Annotated in this window: 12 protein-coding genes; 3 read left to right on the forward strand and 9 right to left on the reverse strand. The window is 58.0% G+C overall.

All coding sequences use genetic code 11. The features are described from left to right. Positions 1-55 precede the first annotated feature (55 nt). Both I6F12_RS11290 and trpD read right to left on the reverse strand, forming a co-directional pair. A complete protein-coding gene (locus I6F12_RS11290; RefSeq protein WP_225126413.1) occupies positions 56-406 on the reverse strand; it encodes a hypothetical protein in 351 nt (116 codons plus the stop codon). A 497-nt stretch (positions 407-903) separates the two neighbouring features. Continuing rightward, complete coding sequence (gene trpD / locus I6F12_RS11295) at positions 904-1,917, reverse strand: anthranilate phosphoribosyltransferase (protein ID WP_225126415.1); 1,014 nt, start codon at positions 1,915-1,917, stop codon at positions 904-906. A gap of 5,121 nt (positions 1,918-7,038) precedes the next feature. Here trpD and I6F12_RS11300 point away from each other — a divergent pair. Continuing rightward, a complete protein-coding gene (locus I6F12_RS11300) occupies positions 7,039-7,872 on the forward strand; it encodes a YopT-type cysteine protease domain-containing protein (protein ID WP_225137362.1) in 834 nt (277 codons plus the stop codon). A gap of 1,417 nt (positions 7,873-9,289) precedes the next feature. On the opposite strand, the gene I6F12_RS11305 is transcribed toward I6F12_RS11300, so the two are convergent. From I6F12_RS11305 to I6F12_RS11315, 3 genes are all read right to left on the reverse strand, one after another. Further along, positions 9,290-10,870 (reverse strand): acyl-CoA dehydrogenase family protein, encoded by a 1,581-nt coding sequence (locus I6F12_RS11305; protein WP_225126429.1) that lies wholly within the window; start codon positions 10,868-10,870, stop codon positions 9,290-9,292. Between the two features lie 723 nt (positions 10,871-11,593). Beyond that, positions 11,594-13,234, reverse strand: a complete 1,641-nt coding sequence (gene groL, locus I6F12_RS11310; RefSeq protein WP_225156255.1) for a chaperonin GroEL — start codon at positions 13,232-13,234, stop codon at positions 11,594-11,596. 84 nt (positions 13,235-13,318) lie between these two features. After that, positions 13,319-13,633 (reverse strand): co-chaperone GroES, encoded by a 315-nt coding sequence (locus I6F12_RS11315; protein WP_036016041.1) that lies wholly within the window; start codon positions 13,631-13,633, stop codon positions 13,319-13,321. Positions 13,634-14,661: 1,028 nt separating this feature from the next. Between I6F12_RS11315 and I6F12_RS11320 the strand changes: the two genes are divergently transcribed. Continuing rightward, positions 14,662-15,309 (forward strand): FkbM family methyltransferase, encoded by a 648-nt coding sequence (locus I6F12_RS11320; protein WP_345944169.1) that lies wholly within the window; start codon positions 14,662-14,664, stop codon positions 15,307-15,309. Between the two features lie 1,027 nt (positions 15,310-16,336). Here I6F12_RS11320 and I6F12_RS11325 read toward each other — a convergent pair. From I6F12_RS11325 to I6F12_RS11335, 3 genes are all read right to left on the reverse strand, one after another. After that, complete coding sequence (locus tag I6F12_RS11325) at positions 16,337-17,503, reverse strand: acyl-CoA dehydrogenase family protein (RefSeq protein WP_225156257.1); 1,167 nt, start codon at positions 17,501-17,503, stop codon at positions 16,337-16,339. A gap of 1,890 nt (positions 17,504-19,393) precedes the next feature. After that, positions 19,394-20,137, reverse strand: coding sequence for a carbonic anhydrase (locus I6F12_RS11330; protein ID WP_225156258.1), 744 nt, complete (start codon positions 20,135-20,137; stop codon positions 19,394-19,396). A gap of 8 nt (positions 20,138-20,145) precedes the next feature. Continuing rightward, a complete protein-coding gene (locus I6F12_RS11335; RefSeq protein ID WP_225137370.1) occupies positions 20,146-20,853 on the reverse strand; it encodes a thermonuclease family protein in 708 nt (235 codons plus the stop codon). A gap of 407 nt (positions 20,854-21,260) precedes the next feature. Between I6F12_RS11335 and I6F12_RS11340 the strand changes: the two genes are divergently transcribed. After that, positions 21,261-21,491: a hypothetical protein gene (locus I6F12_RS11340; RefSeq protein ID WP_157784129.1), complete on the forward strand. Its 231-nt coding sequence runs from the start codon at positions 21,261-21,263 to the stop codon at positions 21,489-21,491. 1,183 nt (positions 21,492-22,674) lie between these two features. On the opposite strand, the gene I6F12_RS11345 is transcribed toward I6F12_RS11340, so the two are convergent. After that, positions 22,675-23,379, reverse strand: coding sequence for a nodulate formation efficiency C protein (locus I6F12_RS11345; protein WP_225137372.1), 705 nt, complete (start codon positions 23,377-23,379; stop codon positions 22,675-22,677). Between the last annotated feature and the right edge of the window lie 912 nt (positions 23,380-24,291).

Consider the following 24,291-nt stretch of genomic DNA (forward strand, 5'->3'; position numbering starts at 1 on the left):
TTCACACCCATGTAGGTAACACCTCAAGAGTCTACGATTTAACGTTACGTCAGATTCAAGCCCCTTTTAGCGGGCCAATGAGAACGTGGCCAAGCTCATGCTGCCCGAAGAGGGCCCCCGAGGGGCTGGTGTCGCAAGCATTCAGCGCTGCCCTGAGGGGGAAGCTTGTGGCTGAGGCCTTGGAGGAGCGATCCGGCGAACGCGCCGGCGGCGTGTCCAACGCATGACCCCAGTCGGCCAGTTTGGACGAAATGTAGAGTTGGTCAGGGTGCGTATGCAGGCCATCACCATCGATGGCCAGTCCGCGGCGAGATGAGCGGCGCTGAGCAATCGCCATCGGAATCACCGCTGAACGAGCGAGCAGCTCGAAGCCAAGCTTGGCCGCAAGCTTTTTGAGCGTGGGCATAGAGCGCAACGCCGGCCTGCCAGTGTCTCTCCGTGTGTAAACGGCATCCGGACCTAATGTTCTCTCAGGAGAACACGCCGCTTTGCCTCCAGAAGATGCCCATCCAGCGTCTCGTGCAGCGCACGCCGCAGCTCCGGCGGGATCGAGCTATCTGTATCGATCAATTCCCGAAACTTCCGAATGATGTGTTCTATCGTTGCGATAGTTCCAAGTGTTTCAATCCTCTGCCAGGCCATCTTCGCTCGTCTCCTTTGGCGCGTTGCGCACGCTTCGTCGCGGGTCCTCACCTCAGCAACCGGGGCTCGAACACCCTTTAGTGCACCAAATGTTGGCTGTCGGGCTGAGTGTTCAGCGCGGAGCTGTTTTGACAAGGACTTGCGCAAGCGGGCGCTCCATGAGAAATCGGCACAATTTACGCGCATTCGCGGCTGCAACAGGTTTCTCGCGCGTAAGCTGCACTATTGATCGCCAGGATGCGGCATCAACCAGCTCGGAGGTCAGGCGTTTGAAACCGCGATCAAGCGATTCAATCGAGCGGCTGCAGCGCCCCGATCAAGTGATTCTTGTCCAAGCGCCACGCCTTCCTGTAGGTTCGAGGCCCGCCCGGCCACCACCAGTGCGGCCGCCGCATTCAGAAGGGCGGCATCACGAAAACGACCTGGCAGGCCATCAAGCACTTTTTGTAACGCAAAGGCATGAGCCTCGACATCACTGCACTCCAGCGCATCGGCGCGGTAGCGGGGGAGCCCGGCTTCCTCCGGCGTGACTTCGAACGTGCGGACTGTACCCGCCTCAACCGCAGCAACAAAGCTTGTGTCGGTGAGGGATAATTCATCGAGCCCGTCCGAGCCATGAACAACCCATACCGAATCGGCACCAAGGTTCTTCAAGACGTGCGCCAGAGGCTGCACCCATTCGGGAGTGAACACTCCAAGGATCTGCCGCTTGACCCTGGCTGGATTCGACAGAGCCTCGATTAGATTGAACATCGTGTGGGTTCCAAGTACGCTCCGGATCTGCCTGATGCGCTGCATCGCCGGATAGTCGGGTGACGCAAACATGAAGCCAATGTCGGCTTCGTGCACACAACGTGCAATCGCCTCAGGCTTGAGATCGACCTTTACTCCGAGGCGCGCCAACACATCTGCGGTGCTTGAGCGCAAAGATACCGCGCGGTTGACATTCTTGGCGACGGGAACGCCGACCCCGGCGACGATGAACGAAGCGCACGTCGATACGTTGAGCGAACACATAAAGGTATCGCTCGTGCCAGCGATATCCATGGGGTCACATCGCGTCTCGACCGTGGGCAGTATATTTCGCATTGCGGATGCGGCGCCCGTGACTTCTTCGATCGTTTCCCCTCGGACCCTCATCCCAATCAACAAGCCACCGATTTGCGAGGGAGTTGCGTCGCCGGACATCATGCTGTCAAACGCTGACGCGGCCTCCTCGCGGGTCAGAGTGGCGCCGGTGGCAACTTTGCCGATGATCGATTTAAGCGGTTCCATCGAACTTTACACGTTCCTTATCCAATCTAGCGTCCGTCCGTTCAGCCACACGCGTCTTCGCAACCGGGTACCCTGGGGCAGCTGCCGGTCTATCCGCACTCGCTATGCCGCACGAGTCCTTGAGGCGGGCAGTCGGATGAACGTGGCATCCGTGGCGACGCTACAACCTGACGCTACGTCAGGGTCAAGCTTTCTCCATTCGATGGTGCCCTCGAGAGGACATCGGCGGCTAGTCAGAGCACTGAGTTGCTTGATGCGAGGATAATAGCTCTGTCTCGCGCCCGCTTGCCGTCGATGTTCCGGCCGGATCACAAGGCCTCGCTTTCCGGTGCCGCTGTGGCGGAGCCGCAGAGCGGCCTCCGCGCGTGCTATGAATATAATCGATGCCAATTCCAGGCTGAGCTTAGCTGGCTCTACAAAATGACCCCACCTCACTATAATGAACCTGCGCATGACAGCCTCCAAGGAGCGATGGACGCGTCCGTTGACCGGCCCCGCATGAGGTGGTGAGCCGTTCGGCGAACCCTCGTGTGACGTGCTGCACGTCAAGCTGGGACGACTTCTGGAGAGGAGTCGGACGGACAGCTCGCAGCATCTTCACTTCGATCCGCTGCTCTTATTGCCGATGTCCCGCCCGGAGATCACGTAGCGACATTGCTGACTGAGACGATCTTGCTTGGATCTGAGGCAGGCAGTAATAGCGGTACGATCTGGTATGTGACTGCTACAAAGGCGAAACACGTCTCCCATGCAGGCCTCTTTCTCTTCTGCGGTCGGCGTTCGATCACGCGCGTTGACCGGCGCAATCATTACAGTTGCCATTGCCAGGCCTAGGGCGATATCGCGGTAGTATAGTCTGAGGCGCGGAGCCGACTGAATTCGTTGTTTTTGAACCATGACATTTCTTCAGTTCGGAGGAGCTGATTATTGTCTTTGCTGCCCGGAACGCATCACCTGCAAACCGGGAAACAGGCGGATCTGCTTAGCTGTCTGCAAGCTCGTTGCTCTACGTTTGCCGTTCTCACTGTACGGAGCTCGTCATTTGTCTGGGACGACGGGAACGGCACCTTCCATACCGGCAGAGCCTTACGAAAGAGGTGAGGTACGAGCAGTTGCGCGCACCAGATGAACGTCTTGGAGTTGCTGTGATTGTGGAGCCACTGCATGCCTCGATGCCTCGAGGCGTTCTTGAGTCTGCCTGACATGACCTGAGGTACTATGGTCAGCTAATCGCCGGCGGATGAGTGACGGCGGACTCGCCACGATGTCGGCTCGACGCGGCCCTGGCCAGCTCTGGCGAAGCATAGAGATCAGGGGGGCCAGATGTGTTTATGTCGTTGTTGATGATGCATTCGGCCTTGCAAGAGCGACCATTATGGCGCGCTGAGACAATGTTTGGTGTCATCGCGCTTCTGTTCCACTTTAAGGGAAGAGGTTGGGCGGGGTTATCTGTGAGGTAGGTTCCGTCTTGCGTCGGGTCAGCGGAGTCTGCGTTGATCGGAGTCGGGTCGCGCAGACGTCGTAACGCGCGATTACGTCCAGCAGAAAGAGGAATAGCATTCGATGAATCGCGGGCCGGCTCGCATCTGGATGATGTTAGGCTCTCTCTTCGGTCGTCCCGGGCGATTGTAGATGTTTGAGGCATTCCCAATGCTCGTGAACTGTCAGGACTCGACTGATTGTCAGAGGTGATCCACACCTGTCCAGAACCCTACAATCTAACGCAGCGTGCGATTCAAGTCTTTTGGTGGGAGCAACGGTCTGAAGCTGTCGGTGACTGTGCATCCATCGTACGAGCATCGTCTGCAATGCGCATTCAGTCGTATCTGAATGATTGCTGTGGACTGGGACTGACTGCTTCGGCAGCCGGCGGCACGAGCGTCGCTCCTACGTGATAATACGGAGCGTCGGTGTCGCAATTCCTTGATCTACGGATTGCATGCTCTCGGCATGAATCCGAAAAGTAAACTGTACCAGCCCGATCACTGGCGAGGCCGCGCGGAAGCAACGCGAAAGAAAGCGGCAGCGCTCATTGACGGAAAAGCCAAAGACAGGCTGCTTAAGATTGCCTTGGAGTACGACAAGTTAGCGTGGCGTGCCCACGTGTGGCAGATGCGCAAGAATGAGGACGATACGTAGTCTGAGCAAGAGCTGCTACGGTCCAGAAGGCCTCAGCCTGTCGATCTCTAGCCGACGCAATGGCTAGGTATGTATCGCTCAGCAAGCAAGTCAATGCCGCCTGTACGGTGCGTTGAGAGAGCCAGAAGGCAAGGCGCCTGACCGTCCTATGCCACACGCACGTCAGGGCCGAGCCGGCCGCCTGCCAAACGTTTCCTCAGGTCATCTTGTTTCGTCAGCTTCTCGAAAGCGAACTTTCACATAAGGGCAATACGGCCACTAGTCCTCACTTGCAGTCGATCCGTCGCGCCTCACTTGCAAGCCCGGATCCCACTCGCCGCGGACGGTTGAGCTGCTACAGGTCAATTTGGCACTTCGTCGCGCTGCAGCGGCACATCAGTGTCGCTAATTCGAGGCATCTGGGTCATGCGTCGACATTTCCTTTGCACCCGCCGGAGCAGCCGCACTCTATGTCCAGGTAGCAGCGCGAGGCGCCCTGGCATCAGTTTGTTCGCAGCCGTGGCGACCCGCGGTTGCGAGAGGCGCCAGAAGTCCATCGCGCGGTTGCCATGCGCGAGAGTGTTTCAGAAGAACGCTGCGATGACTAAGTAGATCCCGGCCCAAAGCAGCGCATTTATGAGGAGTGCGGCCAGAGGCCACAAGTTCCACCTTTTCTGGGCTCGCCGGGAGGGACGATCGGCGCCGAAATGCTTGATCAATGGGCGCCTTGTTGCGCGCCAATGTGTCATTTCGTTACGCTGAGCGCCGGTGAACAGAAAAATGCCAAGCTTTGCATGCCCCCTATCACTCATAAGTTAGCAGTCCTCTTTTCATGGTGCATCAGAACCGATGTTCGTTGCGGCGACGATTCGGCCGATTCATTGCTCGTGCATCCTCGCTACAGCGAGGTCGCGTTCTGTCAGCACAGCAAGCGACATGCCACGAGGTAGAAGTGTCTGCAGCGCTTTTGATGCGGTGGGATGGTGACACGGAGCCGTTGTGCGACGTCTGAGTCGCGACATTCATGTCGGAAACAACACCCGGATTAGCGGCAAAGGATGAGCGGTTCGCGAGCGCCATGCCGTAGACAACGTGTTAGGAGCTGCAGCTCAGTGATGCGGAAAAATCGGGCGACATTCGCAGTTGCAGTCGATGAGATCGACTAATCATAGTTTCTGACCGTTAGCTTACGACCAAGATAGCAGGCGATCCGCCGGATGGTTCATTTGGAAGAACGGAGCATGCCGGCGTCCGCGGCTATGTGTGTGCCGATTTGGAAGCCATAAAACTGAACCAATTTCACATAAATGGCGCATTAGGCCTGTTCAGCCTTGGCGAGGAGGCCGTCGAGTGATCAAGTACTCTCTCGCGAAGCAGCAATGTAACCCCGATCTATCTGGTGCCACTACTGGTTTTGCGAGCATCATGAGATCTAGATGTCGTCGCCAACAGGGGAGCGTGCCATGATGAAGACCAATTCATTGAAGACGACGTGACGCGTCAAGAGTCGCCGATTTCGTCCGCTCATGCGGGATGTGCGGTTCTGCCGGCGATGAGCAGTGAATACTGCCTGGCATCGATGACAAACTGTTTCGCCTCGGAGAGACTTAATGATGGACTTACATAAGTAGCGGCAGGTGCAATCGCCGGCTCGAGTCGCCCGACGTGCAGATAGTGGTACCGCTCATGCTCAGACAACCGGCGGCCCGATGGCGCAATACGTCTTAGAGGAATAATCAGAGGAGAGTGAGTGATGATAGACATCTACGGCTTTCGCGGATGGCGCGCTGTAGATTGGTTTAGGAACGTTGGGCCGAGGACCGAGCAGGTCAACTTGTTACGAGACACCGTCATCTACGTAGACTTCAGGGCTATCCGAGAAGCAAAGGGGCGGGCGTGCGAGCGCAGATGATAGACAAGCTGGAGGCCGGCCGCGTGCAACACGGCCGGTTCGCTACTGCTCCAGGGTCAGGCCCTTCCGGTCTGTTCCTTGTGCAGGGGCCTTGTGGGTGTGAGCTCAAGATAAGTGCGTTCGTCCGTCCTGGCTGGGAGCATGTCGCTGTTTCGACCCCGCGGCGTTGTCCGAACTGGGACGAGATGTGCTTTGTGAAAGACCTATTCTGGGATGAAGAAGAGTGCGTCATGCAACTGCATCCGCCACATTCAAAGTACGTGAATAACAGCCGATATTGCCTTCACTTGTGGAGACCCACTTATCGAGACATTCCGATGCCGTCCCCGAGCTTCGTAGGCGTCGTTGGATTAAGTCCCTCAGATGCGGCAACGTTGTTCGCGCGAATGAACGCGACAGCATGACGGGCTGAGCTAACAAAGTGCGAGCAGAAGGTGTGGTCGAGCGGGTGCACAAGCACCGGTTCGGCTTCCCGAAATGACGTGTCACATGCGGGTGTATGTCGGGCTCGCTCGACTGTTGTAGTGTTCAGGCGGGCTGAACCTGAAATGCCGCCGTCAAACACGAGCGGCTAACGGCACACTGATCGGGGAGAGAAATGTCTGCGCCACTTGTTGTAGAGTGAACAAAACCGTAACTCGTGTTCAAACCGGGTTTTCGGATCTGTGCTGAAGGTACGTCAGCGGCAACAACAGCATCTCACTGGCCGATGGCCGATTACGGGGACGCGAATTGCGCACTCTTGGAGGCGAAGTTGTGCCGACCGAGCGGCGCAACACGATAAAGGTGAGATCGACCACCAAACCGACGGTCGCGCTGTCCAGCGTAGCCATCATCCTGACTGCATCTGCAATTCCAAGCTCGCCCTGCGTAAGTTTGCAAGAGTAACTAGCCGTTCGGCCACTGCCTCACACCTGCAGCCCCGCTCGTGTGTGGCACTGTCGTGCAACCAATTGGCCGTCGCAGCGGTAGCTTCCCCAGGCTTCTTGGTGGTCAGCTCTTCGTCAGTTTGCTGCGATATCATCCGCAGCAAGATGTAAGCAGCGCGCTCTCCCTGAGGACGCGTGCGCCGAAGAAGCAGGTGAACCAGCATGTATAATCGACTCGATGGCCAATACACACGCGCTGATCAAGCCGATGGATCGATCAAGCCCGAAGACAGTAGCGAATTTGCGCAAACACTCACTGAAGTCGCGCGACGAGAGAGCCTGCCGTCCGGCGAATTGATCGACAGAATGGGGCTCTGCTTCAGCAAGCCACATACCTCAGAGTCAATCGTTTATAGTCCAAGCAACTCGCGCCACAGCTCCTCTCTGTCCTCCAGCTCGGAGTTATCCTCTACCGATAGCCCTGTCCGCGCTCTATTCGATTACAGGACTGCTGAATTGCCCGAAGCCAATGTCAACGGAATCTGTGTTGGATTGGTAGCGGAGTGGCTCCTTAACCTCCCAAGCAGCCCGTCATCTCGAATGAGGGCTCTGCTCCCGGACACTGAAAAGCACCGCTCAGCGGCAAGTCGGCAGGAACAGTACGAAGAGCTGAAGGCTCAATTGAAAAACGATGGCGCGGAAGGGTCTCACAACCTCCAGGCAAAAAGCACAACGTTACGCGACGCTGGCTTAGAGCCGTCTGCTGAAGAGACGCGATATAGGTTTGATACATCTTCGTGCATTGACCAGATCGTGAAGGAGCTCACCGAGGATGCGTCCATGTATTTGGTAAGCTTGCGTTTCGCCGCAGGTGGCGCCCACATGATTGCGACAGTGACGTCGAATGGAACGACGACCCTCTTTGATCCTAACTATGGGGAATTTTCTGTTCCGTCAGATGAGGTCGGAGAGTTATTCAAGAGTCTTGCGGAGCGCTACAGGAGCCCCCCGAACAAAATGTACATATCGACTGTCGTCACACAAAGGGTGACGTGAGGACTTCCTAGGTTGCAACGGACCTTACCCGATGCCCCCGCACGGAACCTCATCGGCCGGTGCGGGACAGCCACGTCGCCTAGATGGTGCACTCGACGCGGTTCTTCGGATGTTGGATCGGTGCTCTCGACGGAAGCTCTCTGGAAGTAGTGCAGAGAGGGGAGAATGTTCAGGCGATATAGGTCGTCCGATCACCCAAGTTCGTGAGCCAGCGTCTTCGCCGCCTCAAAGCCCTTGCACTCGAGCAGGGTCGAGGGCCCGTTAGGCTAACTTCCTCGTGTGGGTTCCGATGCCCGGCCAATCGCGCTCAGGGCCAAGGTCGGTGACCAGGCATCCACAGAGCTGGCACAAGCTGTAGTTCGACTGCTTCGGAATCCTCGCCAGCTCTTCTGTACTGATTCGCCAACCAAATAGCTGCAGCCGACGACAACCGCATGCAGTCGCACCGGCGCCCAAACGGAGTCCTCACTCGCCACGAGCTCCCGCGCCTTGTTGCGTCGCTGCACTTCCCGTAGCGTCCGGCTTTGGTGAAAACCTGAGCCACGATCTAACTCAGTGACAACACTATGCACTGCGTCGTTCCAAGCCTCACGGTCGAATGTTTCCGCCGAGCTGGACTACGTTTGAGAACTTACTTGCCGAATAATGCGAGGTGAGATCCTTCTCCTCGACGGAGCGAGCGCATGCGGGCATTGAGCTTGATCTGGAAGACCGCCGCCCGGTAGTGTGGATCTGATCCCAGTCTCACGTCGGAAGCAGCGCGGGCGCGACTCGGCGCTGGTCGGACTGGATGTATCAGATGTTCTCTCTGCCACGCCCGCACCACTGGTTGAAGTTAGCAGAAACGTGACTCGGCGCCAAAATCCCCACGCATACTCGGGGCAAGCGCTGTCCCTACCACGTGCTGCTAACTTCAACATCGATGTAGACGGGCGAGCTTTCCGAAACCTGACGAACCCGACGCCATGCATCAAGCGAAAGCGGCCTGTGCGGGGGAAGCCCTCCCGTCTTGAACCCTGCCACCCGCCTAGCGGAAGTTTGACTTAAAAGTATCGCTGAGTACAGACGCAAGCTCCTCCTTTAAGAGGTCGTGAAAACTCGCATATGCCATGTGCCAGCGAGAAGGTGGCAGCAGGACGCTTAAACCACACCACGCCTATCGATGTTTGCAGCGCGCGGCGAATCGAGGCGGCTCAGCCTTCTCGAGCGCCAGCCCCGATCGGGGAGCGGTATCGGGTGCTCTTTAACGCGAAAGCCTTCGCTGCCGCGGCGTGCCGCCAGGAATGAGAAGGTTAGGCCCTCATAGCAGCGCGTGCCGCATGTAGACGTGACAGTTTTCACGGACCCTTCCGCTTACGGAAGTTGCGCGTTGCGCGCGGAACCACCGCGTGGAAGGACGTCGGACATGCGGGAGATGTCAGACATACTGCACCAGTTTAAGGTAGTCGTCTGTGAGGACAGGTGAGCGAATGGAGCAAGCCGCATCGTGAAGAAAGGTGGCGAGTGTCCTATTAGCCCGACTGCGAGTTTCGACAGATTGTCGTGCCGGCACGCGAGTGCGGAGAGATGTCAGTTCAGAACTGACCAGGTCAGCCGCCGCTGCGGCGCAATCTGACGCTGAGAAGCAATCAGCAGACATGACAGCTTTTGCCAGTCCCAATGTGGTGAGCCAACCCGCATAGATCAGCACGGCACCGTCAGTCTCATTCAGCCCGGAGAGCTCGTCAATTGCAGCAGCATGGACTGATGCCGCCCCAATCGACCGAAACAGATCGGCAATTTCGTCGCGTGTGGCTTTAGAGAGGAGGCAACGGCCGAGATGCGATAGGAGCGCCTCAGTCGGACCTTCGAAGATGCGGAGGATGCGAGCGTCTCGGTAGATTTTGGCCAAAGGCGTTCCCTCATCGTAGCCGCGGCCGCCTAACAGCTGGACGCATTGATCGGCGACAAGGCCGCACCACTCTGAGGACAAAACCTTCGTCGCCGACGCAAGGTGGACGTTCGGCGCACCGTGCGCTGAAACAAGTCGGCAGGATGCTGCTAGCATCGCCTTCACTACTTCCCGCCGCAGCACCATCTGTCCAAATAGCTGCTCGATGTAACTGTTCTCGATCATGCGTAGTTTACCAAGCCGACGGTGGCTTGCATAAGAGGCGGCTACCTGGATAGCGCGCTCAAGGGCTCCAAGACCCATAGCAGCCACACCGATGCGGCCGCGGTTCATACTAGATGCCGCCGCACCCCAGCCGTCTTGATCGCGAGAGAGCACGTAAGAACGGGGCATCTCGACGTCCTGGAACTCCAGGGTATTCTGAATGATGCCACGTAGGCCGAGTGTACGATGCTCGTGCGTGACCTTTAGGCCTGGAGCCTGTCTGTCAACGAGTACACCAACCAGCCGACCTTTCGCATCGGGTCCTGACGCGCGCGCAAAGCAAACGATCCAGCGAGCCCAGTCAGCAAGGCCGATCCAGATTTTGCGGCCAGAGATACGCACTTTATCTTCGTGCATGAAAGCCGCAGCCTCTATATGTCTCGGGGCAGAACCAGCTCCGGGCTCCGTCAAAGCGAAAGCGCAGAGATCGCCGCTTGTTGCACCCCGAATGATATGGGCTTGTGCGGGTATGTGCGATGCCGCTTCGATGCAGGGCAAAGCTAGGAAGTTATGGATAACGAGGGTCGACGCAGCGGAGACATCGAACGATGCCGTGGCGGAGATGAGGTCGATGGCCTCTTGCAAAGAGAGAGCTAATCCGCCGTGCTCTCCTGGTGCGGTGAGCCCGAACAGTCCATGCCTTGCCAAGATGCTGTGTAGGGTCGGAGGGAAGGCTCGGCGGTCATCGGCGTCTGCGAAATTCAGCTGACTGAGCTCAGCGATGAAACTGGAGTATCGTGCAGTTGCATGCCCTTCAGCTAAGCGTTCCTGCGTCTCCCCGAATTGAGCGTAAACTTGGGTGTACATGGCCATAAGACCACAATGATCCTGACCGCGTTTCATGCCAATTCATCCGAGAGGCTACCTTGGCCAGACATTGGTATAGTGTGGATGCAGGCGCAGTATAGGCACATTGCCAAGGGCCGGAGTGTCTTGCGGCCGCCCCGCCGGCGAGTTCTTTTGCAAAGCACCCCACCATTCCCATCGGATACCCTATAGATTGGACGCAAAGCAAGCCTTGCGACTTTAGTGTGCGATCATTCTAAAGCATGTCATGCCCCGAGCTCCGCAGCAGGGGAGTTGAGGGGAGCCCCGTCCGCGATGACCAAATGAGGCGCAGAATAATCGGCGCACTTTCCGCAAAATACCTTGTGATTTTTGAGAATGTTCTCCGGGTTCAAACAAGCCCTTAGGCCACAAGATGTAAGTGCGAAACGTCACGAAAGGCATTTCGTCGCTTCCAGTTACGCGACAGGAAAAGAAAGTGGGCAAGGAGGTCGAAAGCGGGCAGGCGGCGCCGGGTCTACCGCACGCCAAGGGTTCGAACATTTGGATGAGCAGAGGCAGCTTCGTGCGTCAAAATAGCCGGCTCCATCGTCGTACCGGACGCGGTACTGTCGTCGCGAAGCACATAAAATTTGAATCGGGGTCCTGCCGCTGCGCACATTAGATAGGCCGATGGGCCGGACCTTCGGGGGCTGGCAACGGGCTACCGGCCGCTCCATGCAAAAAACCCTGACGTTATTGCCAGGGTTTCGCATGTCATCGAGAACTTGAGAAGGTGGATCAGAAGTCCATGCCGCCCATGCCGCCGCCCGGAGGCATCGCGGGGCCAGGGCCGCCCTTCTTGGGCAGCTCGGCAACCATCGCTTCCGTTGTGATCAGCAGCCCGGCCACCGAGGAGGCGTTCTGGACCGCGATGCGCACGACCTTGGCCGGGTCAATGATGCCTTTGGAGAGGAGGTTGCTGTACTCGCCTGTCTGCGCATCGAAGCCAAAAGAGTACTGCTCGTTATCGAGCACCTTGCCGACTACGATCGAACCGTCTTCGCCGGCATTGATCGCGATCTGGCGGGCGGGCCAAGACAGTGCTTTTCGCACGATCTCGACGCCGGTCTTCTGGTCGTCGTTCTGTGTGCGCAGGCCCTTGAGCTGCTCGGAGGCACGGAGCAGGGCGACGCCGCCGCCCGGAACAATGCCTTCTTCCACGGCCGCGCGGGTCGCATGCATCGCGTCATCAACGCGATCCTTGCGCTCCTTCACCTCGACCTCGGTCGCGCCGCCGACGCGGATCACCGCGACGCCGCCCGCGAGCTTGGCCTGACGCTCCTGGAGCTTCTCACGGTCGTAGTCCGAGGTGGTCTCCTCGATCTGCGCCTTGATCTGGGCCACGCGCGCCTCGATGTCGGCCTTCTTGCCGGCGCCGTTGACGATCGTGGTGTTCTCCTTGTCGATTATCACCTTCTTGGCGCGACCGAGCATGTTGAGCGTGACGTTCTCGAGCTTGATGCCGAGATCTTCCGAGATCGCCTGGCCGTCGGTCAGGATCGCGATGTCCTGCAGCATGGCCTTGCGGCGATCGCCGAAGCCCGGAGCCTTGACGGCCGCGACCTTCAGGCCGCCGCGCAGGCGGTTCACGACGAGGGTCGCAAGGGCTTCGCCTTCGACATCCTCGGCGACGATGACCAGCGGCTTGCCGGTCTGCACCACGGCCTCAAGCAGCGGCAGCAGCTCGTTCAGCGAGGAGAGCTTCTTCTCGTTGATGAGGATGTAGGCGTCGTCCATCTCAACGCGCATCTTGTCGGCGTTGGTGACGAAGTAGGGCGAGATGTAGCCGCGGTCGAACTGCATGCCCTCGACCACATCGAGTTCGGTCTCGAGCGACTTGGCTTCTTCGACGGTGATGACGCCCTCGTTGCCGACCTTCTTCATGGCGTCGGCGAGGAACTTGCCGATCTCGGCATCGCCGTTGGCCGAGATGGTGCCGACCTGGGCGATCTCGTCGTTCGAGGTGACCTTCTTCGAGTTCTTCTCGAGGTCGGCCACGACAGCTTCGACCGCGAGGTCGATACCGCGCTTGAGGTCCATCGGGTTCATGCCGGCGGCGACCGACTTGGCGCCTTCACGCACGATTGCGGCGGCCAGGACGGTCGCGGTGGTGGTGCCATCGCCGGCAGCATCCGCAGCCTTCGAAGCCACTTCGCGCACCATCTGGGCGCCCATGTTCTCGAACTTGTCGTCGAGTTCGATCTCCTTGGCAACGGCAACGCCGTCCTTGGTGATGCGCGGCGCGCCGAACGACTTGTCGAGCACGACGTTGCGGCCCTTTGGACCAAGCGTGACCTGTACGGCATTGGCGAGAATGTCGACGCCGCGCAGCATACGATCCCTCGCATCTACTCCGAACTTGACTTCTTTGACTGACATAGAGAATTCCCTCAGTTCCGTTTAATTCATCCTTCAGCGCCCCGGTGGGCTCTGCTCAGGAGGGTGAGCTGTGCCAGCCCAGGATTAGGCGACTTTCTTCTTGGAGAACACATCGGTGAGAACGCCCATAATGTCGCTCTCCTTCATGATCAACAGGTCTTGCCCATCGATCTTGACCTCGGTGCCGGACCATTTGCCAAACAGCACCCGCTCACCGACTTCGATGTCGATCGGAATTAGCTTGCCAGCTTCGTCGCGGCCACCGGGGCCAACGGCGACGACTTCGCCCTGGGAGGGCTTTTCCTTGGCAGTGTCGGGAATGATGATGCCGCCAGCGGTCTTCTCTTCTGCGTCGATGCGCTTGACCACGACGCGGTCGTGAAGCGGACGGAAAGTCATAGAGGTCTCCTGAGCGTTTGAACAAGTTGAAGTTAGGCACAATGTGACAAGTAGACTGTAGCAAGAGTCAGGCCAGAAATGCGCTGAGCGATCTATCCTTCCAGTTCTGTAAAAGCATTGCCCGGGCAGCGTGTGTGTTTGTCCGGAAGCAAACGCGCTGAGGTGCACAGCCCACTCGGGTGTTGTGAAAAAGACATTGCGCTTCTTCGAAACACCCGCAGAGAGCCCCGGGACACTTCAACGTGGCTCAGGCGGCGGTTGCACTGATCGAGAGGCCTCGGGTTTCGACGACGTCGGGATCGCACATAATTACCTGACGGTACAATCTAGCAGTGTGGCCGGAAGCGTGCGGTCTACAAGCTTTATCGAAGAGCGGCTCGTCCAATCTACCGTAGTCGTGCATGCGAATATGTATGCAACGATCTCGAAAGATCAGGTGCTGTTTCTTGTAAGCGGTGGCGTGCTCCAAGGCAGGTCACCATCGAATTGTACCGGATTGCCCGTGTCCAGCCGTGGCAGGGCGCTCAAAGCCTGCCGAATCGACCCTGGTCGTCGGTACGCCGACAGCACTTGAAGAAAGTTGCACGCGCCACGAAAGCTTGATTGCACCGAGCAACGCGTGCGTCCCGGCTTTCGCCGACTTCGTTCCTCGCCCACGAGCGCCGGGAGCTACTGGCAGCGAATCTGAGATGGCGGCCATCAGTCGGCCGAGCACATTCTGCGCAATTGGCATCCATATCTGACAGGTGACGCTCAAACGAGGGCGCTCTTTCGGCAACTCGAAAGAGCTAAGACGACGATCTGGCTCACTGAGGCCGCACTTTCCGACAATAGGTTCGAGAATTGCAGCGCGAGGGATAGCCTCTCCGGTTGATGCCGATGGCATCCAAACAGCTTCGTGGATCAAGAGGACTGGCGGATAAATGAATCTTATACCTTGATATACGTTGTGCGGCGGCTTCCGGCGTGTGAAGGCGGATTTGAAGTCGAAATTTCACCAGATCTCCGCGCACCATGGAAAAGCAGCTGTGTCGTCCGTAGAAGTACATCAGCACATCGTCTCACTTCTTCAGAAGCCGAATCCAGTCATCCTGGATATCGGCTGCAATGACGGGACTGATACGCAAAAGTTCCTAGAACTGTGCCCACAACCCCAGCTCTACTGCTTTGAGCCGGACCCTCGAGCGATCGCGCGCTTCAAGAAGAGGCTCGGCCCATCCCTCAATAGGGTGAAGCTGTTTGAGATCGCCATCAGTGATCGAAACGGAACGATCGACTTCCATCCAAGCAATGCAGATGGCGATGCGAAAGATTGGGACCTATCCGGTTCAATACGCCGTCCAAAAAACCATCTTACCGAGTACGATTGGGTCCGGTTTGATCACCCTGTCTCCGTTGAGACACGGCGGCTGGACGACTGGTGCAGCGAAGCCAAGCTGGACGGAGTCGATTTTATCTGGATGGACGTTCAGGGAGCCGAGGCCGACGTTATCGCCGGCGGTATGCGGACCTTGAGCAACACGCGGTTCATCTACACCGAATATAGTGACCGCGAGCTCTACGAAGGGCAGTTGTCCCTGCAAGCCATTCTTAACTTGTTGCCATCATTTGAAGTGGCGGCTCACTATCCGCGCGCAGTGGAAGGTGATGTCTTGCTCAAGAATACGCGTGCCTAGCGGCTACTCAGATCGAGCGTCTCATTCACGGCCTGACCAGCGGATTCTATGCTGGCCGCAGCTGCACAACGTTGATCATCAAGGCGAGCGGTTATCGCGAGCCGGACAGGCAGTGCGGCTGCGGTTGCCATTGGGCCGGCGTGCACGTTGGCCGATCGAGCGGGAGCGGCCAGCGCGCTATCGCAGTCCTCGGATCCACGCCGTCCTGAGGAAGGCAGGGCCGTGGGCTAGCGTGGCGATCGAACAGCCGATGTAGCAGCACGGCGCTCGCGCGCTCATGGCGCCGCTACGTCGGTTCGGCTCCACCGACACTCGCCAGGATCTAACGCCGATCACGCCGAACCTGATCGCGTGGCTTCACCGGCGCAGCCAAAATCGCGCCCGGCTTGCCGATATCACTCCATCCAAACGGCATAGGGCTAGCTGTATTGGCGGGCGCCATGGATCTCTTCAGCCGCAAGAGAGCCGCCCGGGCGAAGCGCGACCTCATGCGGGCCGAAGCGCCTCTTCCGCGCCGTCGATGCCGATTCGCCAGCAGCGGCAAGATGATTGATCGATTTTCCGATCGGGGGTGTACAGTACGCTTCAGATTAACGTCCCACGGCCGTTGCCAGCGCTGGCGTGCCGCATCGATGAGCCGCAAGGGTGAGTGATAGGATAGTGGGCCATGGAGAGCTTCTTCCGCGCCGTGCGCCCCAAGCGGCAAGTAGGCAACCGGTGCGAGAGTCGAGCCCGCTTGCGTGGTGGTTTGGAGAGTTCGTGAGTTGAACCGCGAGCCGTTGCGCAGAAGTTCAGGTGTATCCTGGGCGGCCACGTCAATGATCGGGGCAGGGGCCAAGAGATTATAAGGGCTCGTATGTTTGGACAACGAACGGGTAGTCAAGGATATGGAGGGGCATCAAGACAGCCCAGCGGTGTCTTTGTTCACATTGAAACATGGGGCCATGTCCTCAGCGGCAGACCAAATCATCACGCAAGTGCAGTAATCCGTCGGCGTGGCGTGTGGCTTGCCCATGCGTGCCCCACTTTATGGGAAGCCCGGTTGTATTGCACTTCCCAGCAGGGCGCGGCCAGCGCTCTGGAGCGTTCCCTCGTTTAAAGCTGCGTGCTGGGCAACCACGAAGCTGTCGCACATGGCGCGGGCTAGATTGCTGTTACTATAGAGCGCCTCAGTTCCAGCAAGACCGCTCGCGATCCTGCACACCTCTGCCCCCTGCCGCGCGGCGTTCGTCGCGGCGAGTCGCATTAGCGTCGTGGTACCAAGATTTACCTCACCCTTGAGCGCCTCCTTCCACAGCTCCTCCGTGGCTTCGTAAAAGAAGGAACGAGCGGAACGTAACATGGCTTCGGCTTTGGCGATTTCAAGCTGGACATAGCCGCGCTCAGCCATCACGGGCGCTCCAGTGATCGAGGCACGGGTTTCGGCCATGGCGATTACGTCGTCTATTGCGGAGCGCGCAATCCCGATGCCGACAATGGCATGCGCCTGCGCGGCGAAGGCGACGGCCGGATAACGATAGATCGGCCCATCAAGTGTCGGCGGACCGCCGCGGATCAAGGTCCATTCCTCTGGCACAATGACGTCGCTGACCACGACATCGTGGCTTCCGGTGCCTTGCAGTCCGATGACGTCCCAATTGGGCCGAATTGTCACCTTCTCGGCCGGCATCACCGCTACACGCGGGAGGTCACCGCTCGGATCGTCTTCCAACGTGATACCAACTCCTATCAAATCCGCCTCGGGTGAGCCGCTAGCGAATGGCCACACGCCGTTCACGATAAATCCGTCGGCGCATCGCTTAGCGGGTTGGAGCGGGAAAAGCGCACCCGCCAACACCACGTCAGGTCCATTGGCGTACACTTTGCGAAGGGTGTCGTCCGGAAGAGCAGCGAGGTAGCGAGCTCCATCCCCGAAGCTGGCGACCCAACCGGCGGAGCCGTCGGCCTCGGAAATGCGCTCGACCAGCCGACAAAAATCGGCTGGCGTTCGCTCCTCACCGCCGAATCGCTTGGCAGCCATAGCCCGATAGACGCCGACGCGTCTGAAGCCGTCGACGATTTCTTTTGGAATCTTCTGCGCGCGGCTAAACTCGTTGCGACGCGCTCGGATGTCGACGAGTAGCTTCGACAGATCAGCCCAGGTCGCAGTCGCGGCGTGGGTCCCGGAAGTTATCTTTTCTGGTGGAGCGTTCATAGATCATCCTCCGTATCTTGAGCCGATCATCGCCGCGCGTCATTCATATGGACTAGGCGTATGGCGAGGCCAGGTGATCTGGCACCCGCTGGGCGGCATTCTCAAACCTGTCGCAGTTGATATCGAATGCATGAGATTGCATGGGGTAGCTTCCCAAGTTAAGCGGCCGGAGGCCTGAACGAGATATAGCTGTTGTCGCTGGCATTGAGGCTGGCCGGCAAAGCAGCCGGTACGCTGCGGCGGCATCGATCCGCCTTTGCCGCACTGACTCTCCGGCGATCGATCGGGGGCTGCGGTGCATGTCTTCTCCACATGAACGTGTGGTCACACTTGGGACAGGCCGGGTCGAACCAAGTTTGGAATTCTTGAGTTGTGCTTGGTAGAGCGCCCAAGCCTGCGGCCTCTTGCCCGCCTTCCCAGCAATTGACGTGCCATCAAGCATGGCTGCCGACTTTGTCTGAATCGCGCGAGATCACTCCGCCGTGCCATGCCAGCACGATGCTCGTGTCTCCGTGTTTTCTTTCAGGCACAAGATGTCATTAACTCAACAAGCGGCAAAGAAAACCACAGAGGCGGACCTCGACCGCCAACGACCGGGTTCAACGTTCCTGCTTAAGCTTAAGTCCCGCTCCGGTCTCCTGACGCCACCAACAGCCCAAATTTGCTGCTCGTGCGACTGCTGGTGAGCGCTTGCTTAGATGCTGACCTCCAGACCGCAGGTGTTCAAGAAACGCACGGCGGCTCCAGACGCTGTAATTGCACGATCAACTGTGGTTCTAGGTGACTGCAAGAGTGCCCCGCTCATGCAAGCGAAGACGAAGCGTTTCGAACAGGTTTCGGGGGCTTTCCGGGCTTGCCAGCAACAGAGGAGCCTGTCCGCGTTCTGTCGTACCGAACGCAAGAAGTTCGTGCACATTCCTGACTGGCCGACCCTCTTGCGGCCGCTGGCGGCTCTTTCTTCGGCGGTCTACCAATTCTTCCGATCCTGGCCGAGCTTGCCAAATTCCTGCGACAACTATGCGCGCATCACGAGCGTTGCGACAGACCAGGCACGACACGTTCTGAAGCTAGTGCTCTGTTCCCATAAGCGACTGAGTGATTGAAGAGCCTGATTCCGGAAGCGCGGTTGCCAGATGATTTCCGTCGGTGCGCGCAGTTGAAACATGGCTGCTGGCGCACCGAAGTCAGCTGTGCAGATAGAACTCGAAACATTCGCTAAGTCTCGCCGCGGCTTAGAACCGACCAGCCTCCGCGTACAGGCGACGCACTTTGTAAGCGTCGAGTTTCTTCTCGTGTCGAGCTCGTCATGGAGGACGGCGAACGAGACGATCTAACGAACGATTGATGCGCGGCTGGCTTTCCGATGGTCGCGGTCTCCCAAATGGCTGATGCAGGAGGGCTGTCCGGTACTGATGCGGGTAGCATGTTGCTTTACAGCCCCAGGCCGGGCAGTCTTGCTGGTTGTACTATGTGATCCTCGGCCCTGGCTGAGCTCGGTTATAAAAGCAGGACCGTGGATGCCTTGCCCGCTCGGAGCTGAGAAGCTCGCGGGATCGTCGCGTGCTCTGGAGTTCAGAGCCTGCAATGCTTCGCGATGCGATCTGCTGCCTGAACACCTCCATTGGGTTGGCGGTTCAACCAGGAGGCATGAATGCTGCCGGACGCGCTATGTGTGTTTCTTGATGCTGGCCGCGCGTTGCCAACATGAGTGCGTATAACACGAGAAGAATTAAGAGGCCGCGCATATCTAAGGGTTCCTGAAGCGATGACAATTGTGGAGCGGATAGCATCCGGCGTATTTGTTGTAGACGATGGACCAATAAAACGGCGCGGAACAGAAGCGCTGTATCAGGCAGCAGACGATTTGCCGGGAGTGTGAAGGTGCTGGCATCAGCTCACAATATCGACCTTGCCGGTGTCGATCCGATACAGGCCCCCGACGACCTTCAGTCGGTTCTGCTCGACTGCGGCGTTCAGAATCGGACCCGTCGATTTGAATTTGTTGACGTTATTGATCACATTTTGTCGGGTTGCTTGGGCGAACGCGTCGCCGGCTTGGTCGCCAGATGCTTTCACTGCAGGAGAAAGTGCAGTGACCAGGGATGAAATGTGCCCCGGCGGCCGCTTATCTTCATGGAGCGACTTGATCGTGGCGTCTATCGCACCGCAATGATCGTGGCCAAGTACGAGGATCAGCGGCGTGTTGAGTATGGCAACCGCGTATTCCATACTGGCGAGCGTATCATCGTTAGCGAAGTTGCCGGCGACCCGGCAGACAAACAGATCACCTAGTCCGCTGTTGAAGACAAGTTCGGGGACCACGCGGGAGTCGGCGCAGCTCAGAACCGCTGCATATGGATTTTGTCCCTCAACCAAGACCGGCCGCTCGCGCCTGAAATCGTCGACTCGTGATGCGCCCTGGACATAACGATCGTTCCCCTTCAGCAGCCGACTCAGGGCAGCATCTGGCGAGAGCAGGTTGTTTGGCTTGGGCGGGCCTTTTGCTTCCTTCGCGTCGACAATCTTACTGCCGAACCGCAGGAAAGCTGTCGAAGCAGCAAAGAGCAACAGTGACCGGCGCGAACGCGCGTGCTTGTTTAAATGGGACATGTCTTGAGAATGGGCTGCTTGCATGTGTCGCCTCATGGCACGGCCTTACGCCACCCGGTGGCTTCGGCTTCCGCTTCGCTGCAGAGCCAGCGTTCGCCGCGCTTCTTCGTCATGCCGATTTGTTCGTAACCGGGTTGCCCTGGCAGGTAATAAATGCGCTCGCCTCTGCGCTCGACAGTGCCTTTTATCAGGCACTCGGGGGACGGCGGTTCCGATAGCAGGACGGATCCAAGCAGGACTTCCTGAGCGTCGACCGGAACCGACGTCGCGCCCACGATAATCGTACCCCTATTGCGGCGAGGCCAGTCCCAGGGCGCGATGAACGCGCCGGACCACAGCCCCGCATGGGCTGTGCTGGCCGCCAACTCATAAACAAGGTAGGTATGGTGAGATGCACCAGCCGATAGCGCCAAGCCCGAGCGTACCATCCAGGCGTTTATATCCTCGCCTTCGATGAAGCAGCTGCCGAGGGCTCGCCGATACTCATCGACTCTTTCGGTATGACAATCCCACGTTCGCCCATTCGAATGCTTGATGAGCTCGTCGCGAACAGCTACGCCGCAGGCCCATTTCCGGCCCTGTGCGTCGAGGCAAATCTGATCCGTCTCAGGAGCTTCGATGCCTGAGAGACGAACGGTCGTTTTCTCGATCTGGATTGTATTGCCGTCGAGGATGCGCGGAGCACCGCTGAGTGTCGCGGCGAAAACCGGAGATGTGATGAGGGCGATCAATGCGAACATAATTCCGCGGTGCTTCATCCCGACAATAACCTTTCGCTACTGATCCATGTTCACGCACGATACGGTGCCGATACATTCGATTGCTCGACCACAGATGTAGATTCCGCCGGCTTCGATGTGTGCTTTATGAGAGCTTGGCGTGAGACCGAACCTACGACCTGACGCTGCGTAAGGATCAAGAGCTTTCTTCCCGTGCGTGGGGGGCGGTGTCCTTCGAGCATCGGCGGCTCTCTCACCGGAAGCGTACTGTACCGTTGAGCCTAAGGAGGAGATCCTCCGCGTGGCGCCGAACTCGCGATGCTGGACAAACCCGATCCTCGGAATGCTGTGCTCCTCCTTGCAAAAAGTGAGCGACTATGAAGCGTCGGCGCTTGCGGCTGAGTCAGGCGTTGAGGAGCAACCTTGCCATGGTTGGTGATGACTTCCATCGGCAAACCGGACAGTTCCGACGAGGGCGAGGAAATTCGCCCCAAAGTCTTGTCACGAAAAAGATGTTCAAAAAGGATCTGGTCTGGCTCGCTCTGACCGGGTTAGACAAAGACGCGATGGAGTTCAGCCTCAACGCTCGCCGCGTAAATGAAGCGTTCTTGTTCGAGCAAACCGCGCAAATCCGTTCCTTGTTACGCCAGACGAGATGATCGTTGATACCAATCGCATTATGGCATTTGGCTCCTCCGCGCGGCACCATCGTCGTTGGTGCTACTGCCCAGACGTGTGTACAAGAACTGAACTGTTTATGGCTCAGGCGGCGCTACGGGCCGCCGCTCTTTGGTAGTGACGGTTCCCCGCGATCTCAAGTGGCTTACCCAGGAACGCTGGCATCAGCGCCCGTTTTCTCCAGGAATTGGAAAGGCTGCGATATCGAGCCGCGAGCTTTGCCGTGGATGCACCGGGCGTGGGCAAGCTGCCGACGTGTTCGGACAATCGCGAGTGCCATCCTGATGCAATTCAGTGTGAGGTTTCAATGTTTGCACATCGCGCACTCGGGGCGAATAGCTCTGGTGCGGTTTAGCCGACTCAAGCTACACATCGTTTCTTAGCACCTCACTACATAATGGGAATGAGATGGTCGCAGTCGTTCGGGAAGTACCGGTCTCATCTTACGCGCTTGAAGTAGATGGCCAACTCAGAGCCGAATTCGCGACCAAAGACGGTGCCACGGCAGGTCGAGCAGAATTAAAGAAGCGGTTTCCGATGCTTGAAATCCGGGTCTATGACGTGCAGACGAATGAATGCGAGGAAATCTAGGGCCGAGTCAGTTCGGCGCTCAACGTTCTTGCGTACAGCTCCGGAGCTTCCCGCCCTGCGCACTCGGAAATGGGCAGGCGCTCAGCGGGTATGCCGGGGTTGCTACCAGTTTAACTTCCTCGCCCGTTTCGTCTCAGCATAGGTCCCTAGTGCCGGGTCAAAGTCGCTTGGCTCACGCTCCTGCGTATGCCGCAGTCACACGATGCGCGGCGCGCACGCCGAGTCGGCTTGGGCCGGAGGCATCTACAAACTCTCTACTGAAGAATGCATGAGAGCTGGTTCCCCCCAGCAACTTGGTGTGCTCTCACTGGGTGGAGTGCAGGCGGCAAACCACATCTCGCAAACTAGTACGCGCCGCTAAGCTCGACACGTGGTGGAAGAACGCAATTGTGCTGCTCGACCTTCCTTACGGCGGGCCGAACTGCTGCGAGAAAGGCAGCGGGACTGTTGCGGAGCCGTAAACAACGCAACTGCAGAGCGCGTATGTCTTGCAGTTGGTACGAGGCGTTCGACCGTACGGCAGCTGCGGTGCGATGTTGCCCTGCGCGACCGTCTGCTAAGGCCTTCGCTCTCCTAGTCTTCCTCTTCCTTTGGCTCGGTCCGTTGGAACCAGGAGCCCGGAGGAAATTTCGCGATGCGCTTGGCAAAAGAGGATTGTGGCTCCCAATCTTGGCCTTCGCTCTTCTCGAAGGTGATGACCCCGTTGTGTGTAAAATAACGTGGTCCTTGGATATCGCAATTCACCAAGAGCAGAATGCGCCATAGATCGCCTTTCTCGTTCGGCTTGTCATTCTGCTTGGGTAAGTAGTCGACCCCAACAGGTTCAATGATAGTGCATCGGCCCTGCCGCAGAAGATCGCCGAGCCGGCCTTGCGGCGTAGTCACAAAGTTGAAGTTACTTGGATCATGCAGAAAGCTAAGATTTGCGTCCCTTTCACCATCTGCGACTTCTTTGGCGATCAACGAGAGCGCTAGGGCACGCCAGCCCAATTCCATCGGCTTCGCATAGGTTGACGCAAGCTCAATCGTACCGTCGAGCGCGACTTTCCAGGTGATAGCGTACTGTTCGTCTGATTTGTTGTCTCGGTGCCTGGTCCACGAAACGAAAACATGGTCGTTTTCGCCAAGTTCAGCGACCCCCCACATCTGAGGGACGAACTGTGCCACCTTCGAGACATTGGAGATGATTTGTTCTATCGTCTCACCATCTTGCGCTCGCCACGTTGACTTGAGTCTTTCGACAAGTGGGTTGTCGCTGGCGCGAATAGTGTTACTCATGGCAGCCGGCCAGGCTAGGCAGATTAGAAGTCCGCCCAGGCGAAGCCATAGCGCGGGTCTTCCCGACATTCTCTTCATAACCCTCGGCCTATCACGTTTCATCCGTACATCTTTCAAGGCGGGCAACCTTGAACCTGCTATGAGCGAGCGCAAGAAGTTTACGGAGACGCGACGGGGCACCCGCGGCTGTCCCGCGCGGGCAGGCGCTCCCCTCTATGTCACGCGCCGCTAACTTCCATAGCCAGCGACAGCGTCAATTGGCTGAGCTGGACATCCCCAGCAGAAGAGACTGGGCATGTCGAGGGGCTTGCATTCTTCGTGCCAGGCAGCAGGCGGAGATTTGCACGGGTTTTATGTCCCTATTGTCGACTTTCCGACCTGCGCACGTTTCGATGTTTCCATTCAGTGTATCGGCCGTAGTTTGTGCATCCTTGTCCCGCACAGATAGTTTGCGGAAGAGGTGAACGCCTCGATGCCAAGTGCCTGATGAGATTCGACGGTGTGTTTGCCGTCATTGAACCGGGTGGTTCGCTAAAGTTGCCGTCGGCGTTCGGCCTACATGATGGCTGGCGATACGAGCCGAGAAGTCTGGCTGGCACGAAAATCAACCTGCTCGCCGCGTATGTTGCTAGATTGCGCCTCCTGCCTTGACGTGTTCAATGGGGATCCTCTAGTCGAGAAAATAGCTGGCCAGCGAATGTGCTGGGCGAACCGCTGGAAATCGGAAGCCGCATCGAATGCATTCTGCTCGAAACGGCGGTAGTCGCCGCTACGCGGGCTGGTTTTGTCCCTTTCATTGATGGGGCGGGCGGCGTCGCCTCAAGGCAGCTCCGAGTCGCACTCCGACATCCGACAAGGACATCTCTGATTGCGATAGCTCTGTTTAGAGAATCATAGAGATGGACGGTCATT

The organism is Bradyrhizobium sp. IC4059, from assembly GCF_020193615.1.
Taxonomy (GTDB): domain Bacteria; phylum Pseudomonadota; class Alphaproteobacteria; order Rhizobiales; family Xanthobacteraceae; genus Bradyrhizobium; species Bradyrhizobium yuanmingense.